General features: G+C 33.5%; 21 protein-coding genes. 7 read left to right on the forward strand and 14 right to left on the reverse strand.

The annotated features are described in order from the left end of the window. Positions 1-151: 151 nt before the first annotated feature. The 5 genes from ACNFIH_RS04880 to hemN all read left to right on the forward strand — a co-directional run bounded on the left by ACNFIH_RS04880 (position 152) and on the right by hemN (position 4872). Complete coding sequence (locus ACNFIH_RS04880) at positions 152-1780, forward strand: acyl-CoA carboxylase subunit beta (RefSeq protein ID WP_426485729.1); 1629 nt, start codon at positions 152-154, stop codon at positions 1778-1780. A 123-nt stretch (positions 1781-1903) separates the two neighbouring features. Next, positions 1904-2326: a DoxX family protein gene (locus ACNFIH_RS04885; RefSeq protein ID WP_035648523.1), complete on the forward strand. Its 423-nt coding sequence runs from the start codon at positions 1904-1906 to the stop codon at positions 2324-2326. 118 nt (positions 2327-2444) lie between these two features. Next, positions 2445-2792: a hypothetical protein gene (locus ACNFIH_RS04890; RefSeq protein WP_426485730.1), complete on the forward strand. Its 348-nt coding sequence runs from the start codon at positions 2445-2447 to the stop codon at positions 2790-2792. Positions 2793-2908: 116 nt separating this feature from the next. Continuing rightward, a complete protein-coding gene (locus ACNFIH_RS04895; RefSeq protein ID WP_035648527.1) occupies positions 2909-3385 on the forward strand; it encodes a hypothetical protein in 477 nt (158 codons plus the stop codon). Positions 3386-3507: 122 nt separating this feature from the next. After that, entirely contained in the window at positions 3508-4872 is a 1365-nt protein-coding gene (gene hemN, locus ACNFIH_RS04900; RefSeq protein ID WP_426485731.1) for an oxygen-independent coproporphyrinogen III oxidase, read from the forward strand. Positions 4873-4890: 18 nt separating this feature from the next. Here the strand turns inward: hemN and ACNFIH_RS04905 are convergent, their stop codons facing one another. From ACNFIH_RS04905 to ACNFIH_RS04940, 8 genes are all read right to left on the reverse strand, one after another. Then, entirely contained in the window at positions 4891-5592 is a 702-nt protein-coding gene (locus ACNFIH_RS04905; protein ID WP_426485732.1) for a sulfite exporter TauE/SafE family protein, read from the reverse strand. 5 nt (positions 5593-5597) lie between these two features. Then, a complete protein-coding gene (locus tag ACNFIH_RS04910) occupies positions 5598-6047 on the reverse strand; it encodes a FixH family protein (RefSeq protein ID WP_426485733.1) in 450 nt (149 codons plus the stop codon). Positions 6048-6059: 12 nt separating this feature from the next. Continuing rightward, entirely contained in the window at positions 6060-7478 is a 1419-nt protein-coding gene (gene ccoG / locus ACNFIH_RS04915) for a cytochrome c oxidase accessory protein CcoG (RefSeq protein WP_426485734.1), read from the reverse strand. Positions 7479-7483: 5 nt separating this feature from the next. Continuing rightward, positions 7484-8425, reverse strand: a complete 942-nt coding sequence (locus tag ACNFIH_RS04920) for a cbb3-type cytochrome c oxidase N-terminal domain-containing protein (RefSeq protein WP_426485735.1) — start codon at positions 8423-8425, stop codon at positions 7484-7486. 18 nt (positions 8426-8443) lie between these two features. Continuing rightward, on the reverse strand, positions 8444-8620 hold the full coding sequence (locus ACNFIH_RS04925; RefSeq protein ID WP_035648546.1) for a CcoQ/FixQ family Cbb3-type cytochrome c oxidase assembly chaperone: 177 nt from the start codon (positions 8618-8620) through the stop codon (positions 8444-8446). Between the two features lie 4 nt (positions 8621-8624). Then, positions 8625-10814: a cytochrome-c oxidase, cbb3-type subunit I gene (gene ccoN / locus ACNFIH_RS04930; protein ID WP_426485736.1), complete on the reverse strand. Its 2190-nt coding sequence runs from the start codon at positions 10812-10814 to the stop codon at positions 8625-8627. 2 nt (positions 10815-10816) lie between these two features. Beyond that, positions 10817-11008, reverse strand: coding sequence for a cbb3-type cytochrome oxidase assembly protein CcoS (gene ccoS / locus ACNFIH_RS04935; protein WP_035648550.1), 192 nt, complete (start codon positions 11006-11008; stop codon positions 10817-10819). Between the two features lie 117 nt (positions 11009-11125). After that, positions 11126-13513, reverse strand: a complete 2388-nt coding sequence (locus ACNFIH_RS04940) for a heavy metal translocating P-type ATPase (RefSeq protein WP_426485737.1) — start codon at positions 13511-13513, stop codon at positions 11126-11128. Between the two features lie 205 nt (positions 13514-13718). Here ACNFIH_RS04940 and ACNFIH_RS04945 point away from each other — a divergent pair, with 205 nt between their 5' ends. Continuing rightward, positions 13719-14399 carry a Crp/Fnr family transcriptional regulator gene (locus ACNFIH_RS04945; RefSeq protein ID WP_142449469.1) on the forward strand — a complete coding sequence of 227 codons (681 nt, stop codon included), beginning with the start codon at positions 13719-13721 and terminating at the stop codon, positions 14397-14399. On the opposite strand, the gene mazG is transcribed toward ACNFIH_RS04945, so the two are convergent. The 3 genes from mazG to def form a co-directional block, all read right to left on the reverse strand. Further along, entirely contained in the window at positions 14400-15170 is a 771-nt protein-coding gene (gene mazG, locus ACNFIH_RS04950; protein WP_142449470.1) for a nucleoside triphosphate pyrophosphohydrolase, read from the reverse strand. Between the two features lie 99 nt (positions 15171-15269). After that, positions 15270-15752: a DUF5606 domain-containing protein gene (locus ACNFIH_RS04955; RefSeq protein WP_426485738.1), complete on the reverse strand. Its 483-nt coding sequence runs from the start codon at positions 15750-15752 to the stop codon at positions 15270-15272. Between the two features lie 61 nt (positions 15753-15813). Beyond that, positions 15814-16404 (reverse strand): peptide deformylase, encoded by a 591-nt coding sequence (gene def / locus ACNFIH_RS04960; RefSeq protein WP_035648563.1) that lies wholly within the window; start codon positions 16402-16404, stop codon positions 15814-15816. 203 nt (positions 16405-16607) lie between these two features. Between def and ACNFIH_RS04965 the strand changes: the two genes are divergently transcribed. Then, positions 16608-18830 carry an FUSC family membrane protein gene (locus ACNFIH_RS04965; protein ID WP_426485739.1) on the forward strand — a complete coding sequence of 741 codons (2223 nt, stop codon included), beginning with the start codon at positions 16608-16610 and terminating at the stop codon, positions 18828-18830. A gap of 39 nt (positions 18831-18869) precedes the next feature. Here ACNFIH_RS04965 and ACNFIH_RS04970 read toward each other — a convergent pair whose 3' ends face one another. From ACNFIH_RS04970 to ACNFIH_RS04980, 3 genes are all read right to left on the reverse strand, one after another. Further along, a complete protein-coding gene (locus ACNFIH_RS04970; RefSeq protein ID WP_426485740.1) occupies positions 18870-20366 on the reverse strand; it encodes a malate:quinone oxidoreductase in 1497 nt (498 codons plus the stop codon). Between the two features lie 126 nt (positions 20367-20492). Next, entirely contained in the window at positions 20493-20909 is a 417-nt protein-coding gene (gene ruvX, locus ACNFIH_RS04975) for a Holliday junction resolvase RuvX (RefSeq protein WP_142449473.1), read from the reverse strand. A gap of 155 nt (positions 20910-21064) precedes the next feature. Further along, entirely contained in the window at positions 21065-21697 is a 633-nt protein-coding gene (locus ACNFIH_RS04980) for a PAS domain-containing protein (protein ID WP_426485741.1), read from the reverse strand. Positions 21698-21749 lie beyond the last annotated feature (52 nt).

The following is a 21749-nucleotide window of genomic DNA, read 5'->3' on the forward strand; positions in this document are numbered from 1 at the left end:
AAGAAAAATAATCGGTTTATAATTCTTGAAGTCGTTTTGAAAAAATCTGAAAAAACATTTACAAACTTTTTCTTAATTCGTAAAGCAACTCATTTATTTCAATTGATTTTGTAAATTAGCCAACACTATTTTGTAAAATCAATATTATATCATGGATTTAAACTTCAATAAAAACGAAGATCACAATAAATTACTACTTTCAGAATTAAAACAAAAATTTGCCAAAGTAAAACTAGGCGGAGGCGAAAAACGAATTGCAAAACTTCATTCCGAAGGAAAAATGACAGCTCGTGAACGCATTGCTTATTTATTGGATGAAAATTCAGAAAATATTGAAATTGGAGGTTTCGCCGGCGAAGGAATGTACAAAGAACATGGCGGTTGTCCTTCTGGTGGCGTCGTGGTAAAAATTGGCTATATCAAAGGCAAACAATGCATTGTTGTTGCCAATGACGCTACTGTAAAAGCAGGTGCATGGTTTCCAATTACAGGAAAGAAAAACCTACGTGCGCAAGAAATCGCTATAGAAAACAGACTTCTAATAATTTATCTTGTTGACAGCGCAGGCGTTTATCTGCCAATGCAGGATGAGATTTTTCCAGATAAAGAGCATTTTGGACGCATCTTTAGAAATAATGCCCAAATGAGCAGTATGGGAATTACGCAAATCGCTGCCGTTATGGGAAGCTGTGTTGCCGGTGGCGCTTATTTGCCAATTATGAGTGATGAGGCCTTGATTGTAGACAAAACCGGAAGTATTTTTCTTGCCGGAAGTTATTTGGTAAAAGCCGCAATTGGTGAAACTATCGACAATGAAACTTTAGGAGGTGCAACAACACATTGTGAAATCTCTGGAGTTACTGATTATAAAGCTAAAGATGACAAGGATGCTTTAGACAAAATCAAAAATATTGTAGATAAAATTGGTGATTTTGATAAAGCTGGCTATAGCCGTATCAAAGCTGAAAAACCTGCTTTGGACCCAAAAGATATTTACGGAATTTTACCAAAAGCCCGTACAGAACAATATGATATGATGGAAATCATCAATCGTTTGGTTGATAACTCAGAATTTGAAGCTTATAAAGAAGGTTACGGACAATCTCTTATTACAGGTTATGCCAGAATTGACGGCTGGGCGGTTGGAATTATTGCGAATCAGCGAAAAGTGGTTAAAACTAAAAAAGGTGAAATGCAGTTTGGAGGCGTAATTTACTCTGATAGTGCTGACAAAGCAACTCGTTTTATCGCAAATTGCAATCAAAAGAAAATTCCGTTAGTTTTTTTACAGGACGTTACCGGTTTCATGGTTGGCTCAAAATCTGAACATGGAGGAATAATCAAAGACGGTGCAAAAATGGTAAACGCCGTGAGTAATTCCGTTGTACCAAAATTTACTGTAATTGTTGGAAATTCTTATGGTGCAGGAAATTACGCAATGTGTGGAAAAGCTTATGATCCTCGATTAATATTTGCTTGGCCAAGCGCGGAACTTGCCGTGATGGGTGGAACGCAAGCTGCTAAAGTTTTGGCACAAATTGAAGCTTCTTCGCTTAAAGCAAAAGGAGAAGTTGTAGATGAAGCCAAAGAAACAGAGCTCTTCAATAAAATAAAAGCACGATACGATGAACAAACTTCGCCTTATTATGCTGCTTCACGATTATGGACAGATGCGATCATTGATCCGCTTGATACACGCAAATGGATTTCGATGGGAATCGAGGCTGCAAACCACGCTCCTATTCAAAAACCATTCAATTTAGGCGTTATTCAGGTTTAAAGCATTCCGAAATTCTTAAAATTAAACGATTAAACCCCAAAAAACTCATTTTCAACGACTTATTATTATATATGTGATTAAAATTTTGTAATTTTAATAAACAATTTTTAATCACGCAATGTCATGGAAAATGTAAAAAGCTTGAATAAATGGGCAAATGCGCACACTTATTTACCAGTAGATTTAGTACGTATCGTATTGGGTGTTTTTTTATTTATGAAAGGAGTTTCATTTGTAACTAATGTTCAATATCTGCATGATTTAATTTCCCCAATCGACCAGTTTGGAGGCGGAATGTTTCTTCTGCATTATATTGCGCCCGCACATATGATTGGAGGAATAATGATCGTTTTCGGTCTGCTCACCCGTTGGGCTATTGCCGCACAGCTGCCAATCCTTTTTGGAGCAGTTTTAGTAAACTTCATGGGACGAATGCATTCTGAAAGTCTAATTCTTGCAATAGCAGTTTTGCTGCTTTGCATTTTCTTTTTATTTTATGGCGGGGGAAAGCATTCCGCCGATTATTATTTTAAAATGCAACAATAATATACTTTTATCCTCAACTTATCTATTTAGGTTGAGGATAAAACAAAAAAGCATTTTTAAGACTTAATTAGCACTTCAAAATTTTATTTATTGTGTTTTATGAACTAAATTCGCCACCATGAATTGGATTCGTAAGACCGTCTTGTTTATATCACTTTTGATTATAGCATTCTTTGCCACACAGGCAAGCGATGCTCCTATACAACAAATCGAAAGTCAAAAAACAGATACTAACTTCTCCAAAGAAACCCCTGATTCTTCTGCATTTATTCAGCCTCAAGCAAGTTACCAATTTGCTGCAAGCATTAAAACGGAGTACCCTGCGGTAGTAAAATGGTTTGATTCTTTACTATCAGTTGTTCCGCAACATAAAGCTGTTAAATCAGTATTTAATTTTACACGTCAATTTTCGACTCAGAGCAAAAAAATCTCTTTAATGCTCTACGCTTTCCATTTTTTCTGGTAAATAAATCCGTGAAATTTTTATTCGAAAGAAATCCTTTCTTTCACAAATTTTAAGACCGTTTTCTATCTGAAAACTGTTTATAATTTCATATTATTTATCAAATTAAAAAATCAAAAATGGAAACAAGTGTAACCATAATTGGTGCTGTGATTGCAATTATAGTCGCAATTCCAATCTATTTTTCAGCACGAACGAGCGCTGCAAACAAATCTAAAATCCTAAATATCAAAAAGAAATTCAACTCAACTCATCCTGAAGATTTTGATTTGACTGAATCTCAAAGCAATAAAACGCTAACTCTGGATCAGAAAAACAAAAGATTCATTTTAATGAATTTCAATCCAAATCAGCAAGAATCAACTTTTGTCGACTTAAAAAGTGTTTCTTCCTGCAAATTGGTTTTGACAACAGACGGAAATTCTGATACTATTCTAAAAATTGATTTTGAATTTCAACAAAACGAAACTTCTCAAAAAATCACCATACCATTCTATGATTTTGATGATGACCGCATCAAGCAAATTAGCGCTTATCAAGATCATGTTTTTGCAAAAAAATGGCTTAAAATCATCCAAGATTCTATTTCACGTTAGTTATTTAATTCAGTAAAGAGGCTCAAATTTTGAGTCTCTTTTTTTTGTCGGTAATATGATATTTATCATTTTAATTTTTTAAACAGTAAAGTAATTTTGATACCTCTCTAAATGTTTTATTTATGAAAATTTCACTGACTCAGAAATATAACGTCCCCGGTCCAAGATATACAAGTTATCCAACCGTTCCATACTGGAATGAAACCGATTTTACTTTAGAAAAATGGACAGCATCTTTTCAAAAATCATTTTTAGAAAGTAATACGCAAAACGGAATCAGTTTATATATCCATTTACCATTTTGCGAAAGCATGTGCACTTTTTGCGGATGCAACAAACGAATTACAAAAAATCATTCTGTTGAAGAAATTTATATTGACGCGGTTTTAAAAGAATGGAAACTGTATTGTGAATTTCTTCCTGAAAAACCACTTATAAAAGAAATACATTTAGGCGGAGGAACTCCAACTTTTTTTTCAATTTCAAATTTAGAGAATCTTATAAATAGTATTCTTAAACTAGCTTATAAAGCTGAAAACTATGAATTTAGTTTTGAAGGACATCCTAATAATACTACTTACGAACAACTTAAAAAATTATATGATTTAGGCTTTCGCCGAGTAAGTTTTGGCGTGCAGGATTATGCCGAAAAAGTTCAAAAAGCCATTCATCGTATTCAACCTTTCCACAATGTTGCCAAAGTTACTTTTTGGGCAAAAGAAATTGGTTATACATCAATTGGTCATGATATTATTTTCGGACTTCCGTTTCAAACTTTAGAAAATATTGTCGATACAATTGAAAAAACAAATTCACTAAAACCAGACCGATTAGCATTTTACAGTTACGCACACGTGCCCTGGATCAAAGGAAACGGACAACGCGGTTTTAATGAAGAAAACTTGCCAAAAGATGCCGAAAAAAGAATGCTTTATGAGATCGGAAAAACATTGCTTTCTGCAAATGGTTATCATGAAGTTGGAATGGATCATTTTGCATTGCCTTCAGATAGCTTGTTTCAATCTGCGCACAACAGAAAGATGCATCGAAATTTCATGGGGTACAGCGCTTCAAAAACACAACTTATGATTGGTTTAGGCGTTTCTTCAATAAGTGATAGCTGGTATAGTTTTGCCCAAAACACTAAAAACCTGGAAGAATATTATCAAATTTTAGAAAGTAATCAATTACCTGTTGTGAAAGGTCATATTTTAAATGATGAAGATCTGATTATTCGAAAACACATCTTAAATCTAACCTGCGAACTTGAAACTTCCTGGAGCAAAGATTCTTTATACTTCAAAGAATTACCAGAAGTGTTATTGGCTTTAAAAGAAATTGAAAATGATGGATTGATTATAATCGAAGAAAACAAAATTAAAATTACAGAAACCGGAAGACCTTTCGTCCGCAATATTTGTATGGCTTTTGATTTACATTTAAAAAGGAAATCACCTGAAACGAACTTGTTTTCGATGACAGTTTAATCATCATTTGATGAAAGTTTAATGACAATTTGGTGTCTGTTGAACAAACAAACTCATATTTGAAGGTGACAAATACGGAATTCCTAATCCCAAACCTCTCAAAATAAACAATACACCAATAAAAACGGCAACATAGGGAATTGCCTTCTGAATTTTATTTCGGAACGGTAATTTTAATAATGAATGAATATAGACCACAATGGTCATTAAAGGAATAGTCCCTAATCCGTAAAGCAACATGTAGAGAACGCCTAAACTGGCACTTTGCATCGCAATTGCACCAAATAAAGCGACATATACCATTCCGCAAGGAAGAAAACCATTTAACAAGCCAATTACAAAAAGTGATTTGTAGCTTTTCTTTTTAAATTGACTTCCTAAACTTGATTTAATTTTTGAGATTACTTTATAAACCGGTTTTGAGAAGTTGTATTTGGCAAATGTTTTTTCAGGAATCAAAACCACAGCGATCATTGCTAAACCAATGAAAATTGATATTTTCTGCTGAATTCCTGCCATAAAAAAGCCACGACCTAATAAACCAAAGATCAAACCTATTGAGGCATAAGCGGTCAAACGCCCTAAATGATAAGTGATAATTTGCGTTACTTTTTTTGCCTCATTCTGATGATCAACGGGAAGCATTACAGCAATGGGCCCACACATTCCAACACAATGCAGACTACTGATAAGACCTAATATGAATGCAGAATACAACATTTAAATTAATTTACGTAAATCACTTCTTTGGTCAAGTATTTTGTTCCATTATACTGCCATTCCATGTTAACATCCCAACGTCCTTTTATCAATTTATCTTTCGGAATAAATAAAGCTGAATTTGTTAAAGCAATTTTAGTATTAAAATCAAATTTCTTATTTGAAGGACGATATAATAAAACATTTCCCGTGATTTTATCGCTCTCAAAAGTTGCAGGGAACGCCACTTTTACACCAGCATCACCAAAAGTAATGGAAGGTTTTTGCTGTAAATCATGCGCGTTTTGAACACGAGCCATTTCTTCCTGAAAATGTGAATCGTGTTTATAATATTCCTCTACAACCAAATCATTGTCGTATTTAGCATTAGATTGCACTTCAAAAACGAAATACAATATAAAACTCATAAAAAGAGTAAAAGCTATAACAATTCCGGTTCCCCAATTTATTTTCATGATACTACTATTTTAATTAAAACTTCTAGGACCTAAAAAGTTTGTTTTTGTGGTTTCGAGCAATTCTCTTCCGTTGTAAACACCAATTTTCACTGTGGTTTTATCACTTTCCAAAATTGCCTCGTTGATTTCTATGAACAGAGTTCCCTGCGCAGTTTCTTCCCTTTTAATTTTGAAGTTTTTATTTCCCACATTTTTTATCTCACCTTTCTGGTCAATTAACTCAAAATGAATATCGTTGTAATCATTCATTGTTTTATTAACGATTTTATAAGTATAAACATTACTTATTTTGTCGCCTTTATGCTGAAATAATTGTCCTGGTAAACGCAAAATAATGGCTTCAACATTTGTTCTTAAAAACAGCATTCCAACAAAAACGCTCAATAAAATGAATAAAACAGCTGTATAGCCTTTCATTCTATTGGTGAATTTAAAAGGTTCTTTTTTAGCTATTTCATCTTCTGAAGCGTAACGAATAAGACCTTTTGGCAAACCTACGCTTTCCATTATATTATCACATTCGTCAATACAAGCCGTACAGTTTGTACATTCTAATTGTGTTCCGTTTCTGATATCAATTCCCATTGGACAAACGTGCACACATTGGAAACAATCAATACAATCTCCTTTTCCTGTTAATGCTCGATCTTCTTTTTTATTGAATTTTGCGCGTCCTTCTTCCTTTTCACCACGAACAAAATCGTAAGCAACATTTATAGATTTATTATCGAGAAGAACCCCTTGAAGTCGTCCGTACGGACAGGCAATTATACAAACCTGTTCGCGAAACCAGACAAAAACAAAGTAAAAAACACTTGTAAAAATCAGCAATGCTATAAAATTGCTTGCCTGCTTTAAAGGACCTTGCTCAATCATTAAAAACAATTGATCGCTGCCAACCAAATAGGCTAAAAATACATTTGCAATACCGAAAGAAATCAAAAAGAAAACAGTCCATTTTAAGAGCCTTTTTTTAATTTTTTCTGCATTCCATTCTTGTCGGGCTAAGCGTGATTGAGAACCTCGATCGCCATCAATCCAATATTCAATTCGGCGAAAAACCATTTCTAAAAAAATTGTCTGCGGACAAATCCATCCGCAAAAAATCCTTCCAAAAACGACTGTAAACAGAATTACGAAAACAACCCCAACAAGCATTGATATTACAAAAAGATAGAAATCCTGAGGCCAAAATGGGAAACCAAAAATATTAAAACGACGTTCAATAACATTGAACATCATAAATTGGTTACCGTTGATTTTTATAAATGGATTTGCAACTAAAATAGCCAATAAAACATAGCTGACAATCTTTCTATAATCATAGAATCTACCAGACGGTTTTTTAGGGAAAATAAATTTCCTATTACCACTGTCATCGATTGTTCCAATGGTGTCTCTAAAAGCTTCGTCTGGTAAATTTGACATGATTTTTATTTTTTAACTTCTGTACTATCTTTTGGGCTATTTGCCGCTGCGTCTTTTTTTGGAGCACTTTCATCTACCCAAATTTCGCCTTCGGCTTCTTTTGGCTCTTTAGGATTACTTCCTTGCAAAGACAAAATATAACTTGCTACTTTTTGAATATCTTTTGGTTTCATACCATTTGTTTTCCAAGAGACCATTCCTTTTCCGTCACGGCCACCATTTGTAATAGTATGGAAAACATTTTTAATACCACCACCTAAGATCCAGTGATCATCAGTCAAGTTTGGACCAATTTGTCCTCCTGCATCTGCTCTATGGCAAGCTGCGCAATTTGTCATAAAAATTTCTTTTCCAGCTGCTAAACTCGGTTCATCAGTAAGTAAAACAACTGTTTTTTCATCCATTAAATCTGGTGCAGTTTTTAGGTATTCATCTACATCAATTTTAGCCTGAGCCATTTCTTTCTTAAGCTCTGTTTCCTGATCATCTCCTCCTAAAATTTCATAGTGTACTAAATAAATAGCTCCAAAAATGATACAGATATAGAATAAATATACCCACCAAGGCGGTAAATTATTATCAAGCTCTTTGATTCCGTCATAATCATGATCCATTAACAAATCACCTTCTTTTTCCATAGGCGGTGTTTTTGTTAGTTTATGCATCAACTCTTTAAACCAAGTGCTCTCACTTAAACTTAGACTATTTTCATAATCTAATTTTGCTTTTTCTTCAGGCGACATCAAGTGGTACATCACTCGATTAACTGCACTTAATGTAATTTCAATCGCAACCAAGACAAATAGAAATACAATCAAAAAGACAGAAACCATTGGAAATTTTATAAAAGCTGGCTTATCACCTGAATCAATAAAATACTCCATCAAAGCAAAACCGATGAAGAAAATAAGTGGTACTCTTACATATACTGGGAAAAATTTTTTCATTTTATTTATCTTTAGAAATTATACCAAGTCCTCATTTAAAGGAATTTCACTCATTTCTTTAATCTTGTCTTTTTTATATGAAAACACCCAAAAGGCTAATCCAACAAAAAATAAAAAGAAGATCAAGAGAGAAAGAATCGGGTAAATTTCTATACCCGATATTGTCTCCATATTGTGTTTTATCTGTTCAAACATAGCCTTATTTTTTAGCAGTATCTTTTACTTTTATATCAGTACCAAGTCTTTGAATATAAGCAATCAAAGCAACAATTTCTCTTTCATTCATTGGAACAAATTGCTCACCTTTTGCAGCCGCTTTCTTTTTACTGTCCTCATAACTTTTTACGAAATCCGGATCGTTTTCTAAGCTCTTCTCAATCTTAACAGCTTGATCTCTCAATGTTTTCTGAGCGTTTGCAATTTCAGCTTCTGAATATGGAACACCAAGTGAAACCATTGCCTGCATTTTCTTTTGAGTCAATGAAATATCTAAAGCTTTATTATCAAACAACCATTTGTAACCTGGCATAATTGAACCGGCAGAAGTACTTTGCGGATTCCACATATGATTAAAATGCCAGTTGTCATTGTACTTGCCTCCTACTCTTAATAAATCCGGACCTGTACGTTTTGATCCCCAAAGAAATGGATGATCATATACAAATTCTCCTGCTTTTGACTGAGGCCCGTATCTTTCAACTTCACTTCTAAATGGTCGAACTGATTGTGAGTGACAACCTACACATCCTTCTCTAATATATAAATCACGACCTTCTAGTTCTAAAGGTGTATAAGGTTTTACACTGGAAATCGTTGGTATATTTGATTTAACCATAATCGTTGGTACAATTTGAATAATACCTCCAATCAAGATTGCAATCGTAGCCAATATGGTTAATTGAATAGGTTTTCTTTCTAACCAAGTATGAAATTTTTCTCCACTTAATCTGTTGCTACTGATTCTTTCTAATGCTGGAGCCTGTGCTAATTCATCTTCAATTGTATTTCCTGCTTTTACTGTCATTATGATATTATAAACCAAAGTCAGCATTCCAATTAAGTATAAACTTCCTCCAATTGCTCTCATCCAGTATAAAGGCATAATTGTAGTAACTGTTTCAAGGAAATTTCCGTAGGTTAAAGTTCCATCTGGATTAAATTGTTTCCACATAGAAGCTTGCTGAAATCCTGCCACATACATTGGCAATGCGTACAATATAATTCCTAAAGTTCCAATCCAGAAATGGAAATTAGCTAGTTTTTTAGAAAATAAAGTACTTTTTGTCATACGAGGTATCAGCCAATAGATAATACCAAATGACATAAATCCGTTCCATGCTAAAGCTCCAACGTGTACGTGTGCAATAATCCAGTCTGTATAGTGTGCAATAGCATTAACATTTTTGAAAGAAAGCATTGGGCCTTCAAAAGTTGCCATTCCGTATCCTGTAATGGCCACAACGAAGAATTTCAAAACTGGTTCTTCACGAACTTTATCCCACGCACCTCTTAAAGTTAAAAGTCCGTTGATCATACCTCCCCAAGATGGAGCGATAAGCATCACTGAAAATACTACACCTAAATTCTGAGCCCAGTTTGGCAAAGCAGAATATAATAAGTGGTGAGGCCCAGCCCAGATATAGATAAAGATTAATGACCAAAAGTGAATAATAGATAATCTATAAGAATAAATAGGACGATTTGCTACTTTAGGAATAAAATAATACATCAATCCTAAAAATGGAGTTGTCAAGAAAAATGCAACCGCATTATGCCCGTACCACCATTGCACCAGCGCATCCTGAACACCTGCGTAAACAGAATAACTTTTTAAGGCAGAAACTGGCAACTCAATATTATTAAAGATATGTAAAACAGCAACTGTTACGAAAGTGGCTAAATAAAACCAAATAGCAACATATAAATGCCTTTCTCTTCTGCGAAGCATTGTACCTATCATATTGATTCCCATCACTACCCAAATCAAGGCAATTGCGATATCAATAGGCCATTCTAACTCGGCATACTCTTTTGATGAGGTATAGCCTAATGGCAAGGTAATAGCCGCAGCAACAATAATTAACTGCCAACCCCAGAAATGCAGATTACTTAAAAAATCACTGAACATTCTGGCTTTCAGCAAACGCTGGAGCGAGTAATACAAACCCGCAAAAAAGGCATTTCCGACAAAGGCAAAAATAACTGCATTAGTATGCAAAGGTCTTAATCGGCCGTAGCTTAGCCACGAAATCCCATCTGTCATGTTGGGAAAAAGGTACATAACCGCTAAGGTCAGCCCTACTAACATACCTACTACTCCAAAAAGAATAGTGGCATAAATGAATTTTTTTACAATTTTGTTGTCGTAATAAAACTGTTCCATTTCCATAATTAAACTTGTTTTTCTTCGGTTGGTGGATTATTTTTCTGAGGGATGTTTTTTGTCTCGTCATCAAATAGCATTCGGACTGATGGCGTATAATCATCATCGTACTGTCCAGATTTGACAGCGATAATGAAAGCAATGAAGAAGCCTATTGCTACGCAAATACTAACCGAAATTAATAGATAAATTACACTCATACCTTTAAAATTATGTTAACAAAATTAACAGGTTACTATGGCATAAAATATGATAATTATCATAGTCAAAAGACTTAAGATAAATTTAGTAAAAAAATACTTCGGAATTATTTATAATCATTTTAAATTACTAGTACTGAAGTAGTTAGACATTAAAGTCACAAAACTTACGATAGTAATTGTGCTTAATGGCATAATAATGGCCGCGACTAATGGAAGTAGGTTTCCTGTTATTGCAAAAGCAAGTCCGACAACGTTATAAAGCAGGGATAAAACAAAACTCATTTTGATAATTAAAATCGATTTATGAGAAAGTTTTAAAAAGTAATTTAAACGTGAAAATTCATTTGCATCTAAAATCGCATCGCAGGCCGGTGAAAAGACATTTACATTCTCTGATATTGATACGCCAACATTACTTTGCGCCAATGCTCCGGCATCATTTAATCCATCACCAACCATCATTACATTCTGACCTTTATCTTGCAGATTTTTAATGAATTCTAGTTTTTGTTCCGGTTTTTGATTAAAGATAAGCTCTGTACCTTCTGGCAGAATTTTTTCGAGATTAGCTCTTTCTCCATCATTGTCTCCTGACAGAACTTTTAATTTATATTTTTTACTTAAAGTTAAAAATAACGTTGCAAGACCATCTCTATATTGGTTTTGGAAATTAAACCGACCATAATAATCATCTCCAATTCTAATATGCAGCGCCGTTTTTTCAATTTCAGAAGAATCCAAATCTGGACTTTCAACAAATGTAGCTGAACCGATTTTTATCGTTTTATTTTCTGTTTTAGCTAATAATCCCTTTCCCGTAATTTCCTCAAATTCATCAATTTTGATTCGTTTTGTTTCTGGCAGGAAATCATAAAGCATTCTGCTCAAAGGATGATTTGAAGCTCGCAAAACATTTTTCAACAAAATCATATTTTCATCAGAAATCGCCATTCCTTCGTAAACAATATTCGATTTTTTGTTTGTCGTAATTGTTCCCGTTTTATCAAAAACAATGGTATCAACTTTAGCCAATTGCTCAATTACCAAAGCATTTTTAAGATACATTTTTTGCTTGCCCATAATTCTTAGGATATTTCCAAAAGTAAATGGTGCAGTAAGTGCCAACGCGCATGGACAGGCGACAATTAAAACGGCTGTAAAAACATTAAAAGCAGTATTGGCATCAATAAATATCCAATAGCCAAATCCTGCAAAAGCAATTAATAATAGTATAGGAGTAAAATAACGGCTTATTTTATCGGTAATTGTTTTGTGTTTTTGATCTACTTTTTTCTGGAAAATTTCATTGCTCCACAGTTGGGTAAGATAACTTTGTGAAACCGAATGCAATACTTCCATTTCAATGACTTTTCCAATCTGTTTTCCGCCGGCAAATACTTTGTCTCCTGATTTTTTTGTAATCGGAACCGATTCACCAGTCACAAAACTGTAATCAATATCTGCTTTTTCACTGATTAAAATTCCATCAACCGGAATCAATTCCTGGTTTCTAATCAATAATCTGTTTCCTTTTAAAACATCATAAATTGGCACACTTTCTTCGGAAGTATCTGAATTAATTCTGGTAACTGCAATTGGGAAATACGATTTAAAATCTCTCTCAAAACTTAAAAAACTATAGGTTTTAGTCTGAAACATTTTTCCAAGAAGCATGAAGAAAACCAAACCTGTTAAGCTGTCAAAAAAACCTCCGCCATAATTCATTACAATATCAAAAGTGCTCCTGATAAACATAACAATAATTCCCAATGCGATTGGAATATCAATATTCAGCATTTTTGATTTGATGCTTTTATAAGCCGAAACATAATAACCGCTTGCTGAATACAAAAAACTCGGCAAAGCCAAAAGAAAAATCAAAATCCTGAAAAAAGGCTTGTAGTTATCCAACCAAAATTCTTTGATTTCAAAATATTCCGGAAATGAAAGCAACATGATATTTCCAAAGCAAAAGAAAGCTACACCAAGTTTATAAGTAAGACTTCGATCAACATTGTTTTTTCCGGTTTCATAGTTTTCAAGACTTATATAGGGTTCATAACCAATTGAACTCAATAAATAAGCAATTGATTTAAGAGATACAAGCTCAGAGTTAAAAGTAATGCGGACTCTTTTTTGTGGAAAATTAACTTGTGAAATTGAAATTCCCGGCTGAATTCTGTTTAAGTTTTCCAGAATCCAAATACAAGAACTGCAATGTATATGAGGAATATTTAAAGAAACAATAGAAATATTTCCTTCCTGAAAATCGATTATTTTTGACGAAATAGCTTCATTATCTAAGAAATCATATTTCCCCTGAATGTCCTGAGGTGTAGCGCCTGGCGACTTTTCGAAATCATAATAGCAGGTTAAATCATGCAGGCTAAAAATCTCGTAAACCGTTTTACAGCCGGCACAACAAAACTTTTTTTCATCAAAATTGATTTCTTCATTTTTAGGAATGTCAATCCCGCAATGAAAACAGCTCTGCTCAGTCATAATTTGTTTCTTTTTTAATGTAACAAATATTCCAAATAAGATTTAACTATAAATATGACATTTATCATATGAAAATGAAATCAAATTCTAATTTAATAAAATAAAATGGGCGAATTACATCCGTAAAATTTTTCTGCATATTTTAAGAAAAAACAATGCCTTTCAATACGAATATTGGTTAATTTTGCACCTAAATTATATTGCGATGAATAAATGTGATCAATGTATTGTACGCCAGTTGTCGTCTTTAAAAGCCCTTAATAAAGAAGAAGTTGTAAAGTTAGCCAATAGCAAAACGAGTTATTCAATTAAAAAAGGAGATGCTATTTTTGAAGAAGGAGAAGTTACTAATGGCGTATTTTGCATAAAAGATGGTGTTGGGAAATTATCAAAATTGAGTGCAAACGGGAAAGACCAAATTGTAAAGTTGGTAAAATCTGGTGAACTTTTAGGGCAGCGTTCTATGATCAGTAATGAACCTGCAAATTTATCTGCAAAAGCAATCGCTGATATGGAAGTTTGCTTTATTCCGAAATCAGAAATCATACATTTTTTTAATAACAACAATCAATTTTCATTGAATTTGATGCAATCAATTTGTGAAGATTTGAAAGAATCAGAAAACGATAAAATTGCTTTAGTTCAAAAAACAGTAAAACAGCGTTTGGCGGAGACTTTACTGCATTTGCATGATGAATTTGGCGAAAATGCCGACAAAACCCTTAAAGTTCAACTTACACGAGAAGAACTTGCAGGAATAATTGGAACTGCAACAGAAAGCTGTATTCGACTTTTATCTGATTTTAATAAATTGGAACTGATTGAACTTGTTGGAAAAAAAATTATGCTGAAAAACGTAAAAGCATTAAAAAAAATAGCAGAATAATTAAAGCTTTTTTGCTTCATTCCAAAAAACATCCATTTCTGCCAAAGTCATTTCTGATAAAGGTTTTCCTAATTCACCCGCTTTACTTTCTAAGTATTGAAAACGCTTAATGAATTTTTTATTCGTGCGTTCCAATGCATCTTCGGGATTTACATTTAAAAATCGGGCGTAATTGATCATCGAGAATAAAACATCTCCAAATTCGGCTTCAATTTTATCCTGATCTCCTGTTTTTACTTCAACTTGAAGTTCTTCCAGTTCTTCCTGCACTTTATCCCAAACCTGATGTGGTTCTTCCCAATCAAAACCAACGCCTTTTACTTTGTCCTGAATTCGGCTTGCTTTTACTAAAGCCGGCAAACTTCTTGGAACGCCTTCCAAAACTGATTTTTTACCTTCTTTAAGTTTAAGTTTTTCCCAGTTTTGCTTTACTTCCTCTTCATCTTTCACAACAGTATCACTATAAATATGAGGATGACGATGAATTAATTTGTCGCAGATTTCATTACAGACATCAGCTATGTCAAAATCATTGGTTTCTGAGCCAATTTTGGCATAAAAAACAATGTGAAGCAATAAATCTCCCAATTCTTTTTTAACTTCATTTAAATCATTATCCAAAATAGCATCTCCAAGCTCATACGTCTCTTCAATTGTCAAATGACGCAAAGTCTGCAAAGTCTGTTTTTTATCCCAAGGACATTGCTCACGAAGTTCATCCATAATTATTAATAATCTTTCGAAAGCTTTAAGCTGAAGTTCTTTGCTCATTTTGATTTTATTTTGAATTGTAACCGATATAGTGTAAAAGTAAAAAATCCTGTCAAGAAAACATCTCAACAGGATTAATATATTTGAAAGTACGAACTACTATTCTTCTTTTTTAGCTTTTGCTTTTTTAGCTGGCGCTTTCTTTGGTTTTTCTTCAGCTACTGGAGCTTCTTCAGATGCTTCTACTGCTGCAGGAGCTAAATCAGTCACTAATCCTTTTGCCTGAAGTGTGTTGTACCAGTTTAATACTTTTTTGATATCAGAAGGATAAACTCTTTCTTCATCATAATCAGGCAAAATTTCTTTAAAATAAGCTGATAAAGTTGCATTATCTTCTTTGTGTGAAATAGCTTGACCTTTATTTTCTTTAGTCGCAATTTTTTGCATTACTTCAGTTAATGGCTTTTCTCCTTCGTATGTATAAATTGAGATTTCCGACAATAAACTTACATTGCTTTTTAAGTTTACTGTAATTTTTTTTCCGTCTGTTAATGATTCTGCCACAAAACCTGTACGAGTTTGCACTTTTAGTACATATAAACCTGGTTTCCCTGAAATGGCTAAAATTTTGTCTAAATTCATGTTGTATTAATATTAGTATTAAGAATTTTTTATTGTCTTTTTTTGTTCTTTTTCTGAACAATTATCTCCCTTTTTTAGCGGCAGCAAATTTCATTCTGTATTCCTGAAAAGTTTTGCCTTCTGTAATATTTTTTAATTTCTTTTGAATCAAACGCTTTTTCAATGAAGATATTTTATCAGTAAACAAAACGCCTTCTATGTGATCATATTCATGTTGAATAACTCTTGCAATTAATCCGTCAAAAACTTCTGTTTTCATTACAAAATCTTCTTCGCAATATTCAATTGTAACCGTTGGTTTTCTGTAAACATCTTCACGAACATCAGGAATACTTAAACAACCTTCGTTAAAACTCCACTCTTCTCCTTCTTCCTTAACAATTTTAGCATTGATAAAAGTTTTTTTGAATCCTTTTAATTCTTTCGCCTCATCAGATTCTAAATCATCATCTTCACTAAAAGGAGTTGTATCAATAACAAACAAACGAATTGCTAAACCTACCTGTGGCGCAGCAAGCCCAACACCGTATGCATTATACATGGTTTCATACATGTTTGCTATTGTTTCTTTTAGGTTTGGATATTCTGGTGTAACATCCACTCCCACTTTTCTTAAAACAGGATCACCATATCCTACAATTGGTAAAATCATTTGTATTTTTTTATTGCATTATCTATTGTAAAAACTGAATTTTAGTTTCCTATAATTCAGCTGGCAAAAATAATAAAAAATAGTCTACGAATAATTCTAAACCGCATATTATATCTTATTTTTTGACAGTATGTTAAAATCTCATCTATAATTATGCCAAATTGATTCGTACAATTCTTACCTTTGTTAGTAAACCTCTATATATGTTTGACCGCATCACGAAATTCACGAACAGTACTTCTTTCTTAAACGCGTCTAAAGTAACTATTGCTTCTGTAGTTCCTGTGCTGATTTTAAACTTCTTAGGGCATTTTGAAATAGGGTTTACCATTGCGCTCGGGGCTTTTTATACCTATCCCAGCGATATTCCGAGTTCATTAAGTCATAAAATAAAAGGACTTGTTGTTGCATCGTTTATTGTTTCGGGAGTTAATTTGCTGGTAAACTTTACATATCCCTATCCGGTTTTGTTTTATCCTTTCTTAGGATTTTTATTGTTTTTATGCTCAATGATTTCGGTTTACGGACAGCGTGCAACATTAGTATCTTTTTCTGCTTTACTTTCGATTTCATTATCATTCGGGCATTTACATCAAGGTTTGGAAGCATTTGAATATGCTGGTTTTATATTCATTGGAGGAATTCTATACTTAATTGTATCGCTTGTTTTTCACTTTATACAACCTTATAAATATGTGGAACTGGAAATTGCCGAAGGAATAAAACTTACCGCTAAATACCTAAAATTGAGAGGTGACTTATGGAATCCGGAAGCCAATAGAGATGCCATTATAGAAAAACAATTGGCTGTTCAGGTTGAACTGAATTTGATTCACGAAGATTTGCGAAAAATGCTTATTGGCAATCAAAATACTTCTGCAGCAACGGCTCAAAACCGCAAAATGCTTTTGGTTTTTATCACTTTAGTCGAAATTCAGGAACTTGCTTTATACACTTCTTTTGACCACAGCAAACTTCATGAAAAATTTGCCAAACATCCAGAAGTACTCCGAACGTATCAAAATGTAGCTTACAAACTGGCCTCAACTCTGAAAAAGCTTTCTAAAAATGTACATCATATTGCAGTTTATGTCGATAAAAATGATTTGAAAAATGAATTAGACGCTCTCGAATTTGCCATATTTGATTATGAAAAAACTTTAGGGAAAGACGAAGCTTCGGAAGGCGTTTTGATGCTGACCAATATGCTGAATTACGCTAAAAATCAAGTTGGAAAAATCAAAATTATTCAGCGTGCCTTTTCATTAGCAATGCAGTCTTACAAACTGAAAGACAAGGACAAAGAACTTGAAAAATTCCTTACACCACAATATTATCCATTGCGAACTCTGACTGAAAATTTAACTTTTTCATCGTCAATTTTCAGGCATTCTATCAGATTAACAATTACCATTTTGATTGGTTTTCTGATCGGAAAAATTCTTCCGTTTCAAAATGTATATTGGATTTTATTGACGATTGTTGTGATTATGCGTCCTGGTTATGGCTTGACAAAAGAGCGTTCTTACAATAGAATTTTCGGAACCATTTTAGGAGGATTAATCGCTTTCGGAATTGTGTCTGTTGTTCAAAATCATGTTGCGCTGAGCATATTTTCAATTGTCTGTATGCTTTTGGGAATTTCGTTTACGCAAATTAATTACAAAATCAGTGCGACTTTTGTAACCATGTATGTCGTTTTTATTTATGGAATTTTGACGCCAGATGTTGTTGAAGTAATCCAATTCAGGATTCTCGATTCGCTGGCAGGTGCAATTTTGGCATTTTTAGCCAATCAATTTTTATGGCCGGCCTGGGAGTTTATTAATACGCCTATACATATTGAAAATTCCATTCGTGCTAATCGAAATTATTTGAGAGAAATTGCAGATTTTTATAATAAAAAAGGAGAAATACCAACCTCATACCGTTTAGCAAGAAAACATGCTTTTGTTGAAATTGGCAATATAATGACTTCTTTTCAGCGAATGATGCAGGAGCCAAAATCCAAGCAAAAAACATTGCCGTTAGTCAATAAATTAGTTGTGCTGAATCATTCGATTTTATCAGCTTTGGCTTCTTTATCAACATATATTCAGTCACATCAGACAACACGCGCTTCAGACTCTTTTAATTATATCATTAAAACAATCTTATCTAATTTAGATCAGTCGATTTCTATTCTGAAAAATGAAATAATTTTAAAAGATACTTTTTTCGATAAAGAAGATGTAACACTTCAATTTGAAGAGCTTAAACGTAAAAACTTTACTCGTCTAGCCGAAGATGACGAACTTGATAAAGAAACGCGTCAGGCGAAAATGCAAGAGGCTCAATTGGTTATTGAACAATTAATCTGGATGAGCAATCTGGCCGAGAAGATTTTGAAAATCACGAAAGAACTAAAAGCAGCAAATCCAGATTAATTCATCTGGATTTGTTGTTTTTTATATAAATCTTAAAGCTTAATTATTTAGTTTCAAAACTTCAGAAGTTTCTTTTCTAAGTTTAACCAAAAGCTCTGGTTTGTCATTTAATGTCTGACCATAAGAAGGAATCATTTTTTTCAGTTTCGCTTCCCATTCTGGTGTTTTAATTTGATTTGTAAAACATCTGCTTACTAAATCTACCATAATTGCCACAGCAGTTGATGCTCCTGGAGAAGCTCCTAATAAAACAGCAAGAGAGCCGTCATGCGTGTTGATTACTTCAGTTCCAAATTCTAAAACACCACCTTCTTTTTCATCTTTTTTGATCACCTGAACACGTTGACCCGCTTTCTCAAGTTTCCAATCTTTAGAACGTGCAGAAGGCAAATATTCGCGAAGTGCTTTCATTCTGTCTTTTGGCGACTGACGAACTTGCTCGATTAAGTATTTTGTCAACGGAATATTGTGATATCCGGCAGCAAGCATCGGAATTAAATTATTAGATTTTATCGATAATGGCAAATCCAAATAAGAACCATTTTTCAAGAAACGAGTTGAAAAACCTGCAAATGGTCCAAAAAGTAATGCTTTTTCGCCGTCAATTACACGAGTATCAATATGAGGAACAGACATTGGAGGAGCTCCAACGCTAGCTTTTCCGTAAACTTTTGCCTGATGTTTTGCAATAACTTCCGGATTTGTACATTTTAGCCATTGACCACTTACTGGGAATCCACCATAACCTTTTCCTTCAGGAACATTGGCTTTTTCCAATAATGGCAATGAACCACCACCAGCTCCAATAAATACAAAATTAGTATAGGCTTTTCGTTTTTGTCCTGTAGAAAGATCTGTGATTTTAATTCTCCATGATTTATCCTCACGTTGTTTTAATTTCTTAACCTCATGATTAAAATACAAACTTACACCATCAAGTTTCTCCAAATAATTAAACATACTTCTGGTTAAAGCTCCGAAATTAACATCGGTACCAATTTCCATATGAGTTGCAGCTAATGCTTCGTTATTTTCTCTGCCTTCCATCACTAATGGCATCCATTTTTTCAACTGCTCAAAATCAGTGCTGAATTCCATTTCAGAAAAAATTGGATTGCTTTGCAATGCCTCAAATCTTGTTTTTAGATATTCGACATTTTTATCACCCCATACAAAACTCATATGAGGAACACTTTTGATAAAATTTTCAGGAGATGGCACTTTCTTTTCTTGCACCAAATAAGACCAAAACTGGCGTGAAACTTCAAATGATTCTGCTATGCTGATTGCCTTTTTAGGATCGATACTTCCATCCGCCTTTTCTGGTGTATAGTTTAATTCACAAAAAGCCGAGTGTCCGGTTCCCGCATTGTTCCATGCATCAGAACTTTCTGCCGCAGCAACATCAAGTCTTTCGTAAATTTCAATTTTAATATCGGGTTGCAGCTCTTTCAAAATTAATCCAAGAGTTGCACTCATAATTCCAGCTCCAATAAGCACTACTTCACTATTAGAACGTATTGTATTGTCAGGCATAACAGTAATTGTTTTTAAAAATGCAAAGGTACTTTTTTCAATCGCAAAAAAAAACTAAATTTTGCATGATAAAAGTTAGGAAATCATATTTTTTTCTAAATAAAGTGAAATTTTTAAGCCCGAAACTTAAAAACGGTTAGAAGAAAGATAGTCTTGAAGCATAATCGTTGCAGAAATTTCATCGATCAGTCCTTTGTTCTGACGCTGTTTTTTGCTCAGTCCGCTGTCGATCATGGTTTGAAAAGCCATTTTTGAAGTAAAACGTTCATCGACACGAACCACTTTCATATCAGGAAAAATATTTGAAAAATGAGTTACAAAACCTTTTATTATGGAAGCACTTTCAGATGGCTGACCATTCATTTGTTTTGGCTCACCAATTAAGACGGCCTCAACTTTTTCTTTGGCAAAATAATCTTTTAAAAAATCAATTACGGTATTGGTCGGGATTGTGGTTAAGCCCGATGCAATAATCTGCATTTCATCAGTAACAGCAATTCCGGTACGCTTTTGTCCGTAATCTATAGAAAGGATTCTTGGCATTTTATATTTTTTTCAAAGGTAATCATTTTAGTATTTTCTTTTCAAGAATATCAAAAGCAAGCTTTCAATTTATTTCAAAAAGAAAATAAAAAAATCCGCTTTAAAAACTTCAAAGCGGATCTTTTCCAAAATATTCAAAACCCTAAAAAATTCAATTATCTATTAAATAGTCTTCTAAAAAAACCTCTTTCCTCCTCTTCTTCCTCTTCGGTTTGCTGTTCGTACTGTAAAAATTTAGATTGGGACTTTTCATGTTCAAGAATTAACTCCTTAATATATTCAACATATGTTCTTTTTTTCTCTTCCAGAAAACCTATTAAATACTTTTCACTAAATTCAACACCACTCGCTGCTTCAATCTGCAAAAGCTTTTTATATAAAGGCTCAATATGAAGTGAAACCACTTCGTGCGGAACAGATTGTCTTCTTCCAAAATAATTGACAATTACCCCATTTTCATCTTTTGCAATTTCAAAATCGGTGATCACCCAATAGTATCTGCCTGATTTTGCTAAGTTTTTCACGATTGCATGAAAATTTTTTCCTTGTTTAAGATTTTCCCAAAGCACCTTAAAAATGACCTTTGGCATATCAGGATGCCGAATAATATTATGTGGCTGCCCCATCAATTCATAATCTTCATAACCTGAAACATCAACAAATACTTCATTGGCATATTCAATAATACCAAAGGCATTTGTTTTACTCATTATAACTTGTGTTTTATCCCAAGTAACTTCTTTGTCAATTACTATAACTTTATTCTGGAGCTGATTTTCCTGATTCATGATCTACTGCTTATATAATTTGTTTTGGAATGGTTTTTATTAATTCTGTTTT

Origin of the sequence: Flavobacterium sp. 2 (assembly GCF_049949195.1) — a bacterium.
Taxonomy (GTDB): Bacteria; Bacteroidota; Bacteroidia; order Flavobacteriales; family Flavobacteriaceae; genus Flavobacterium.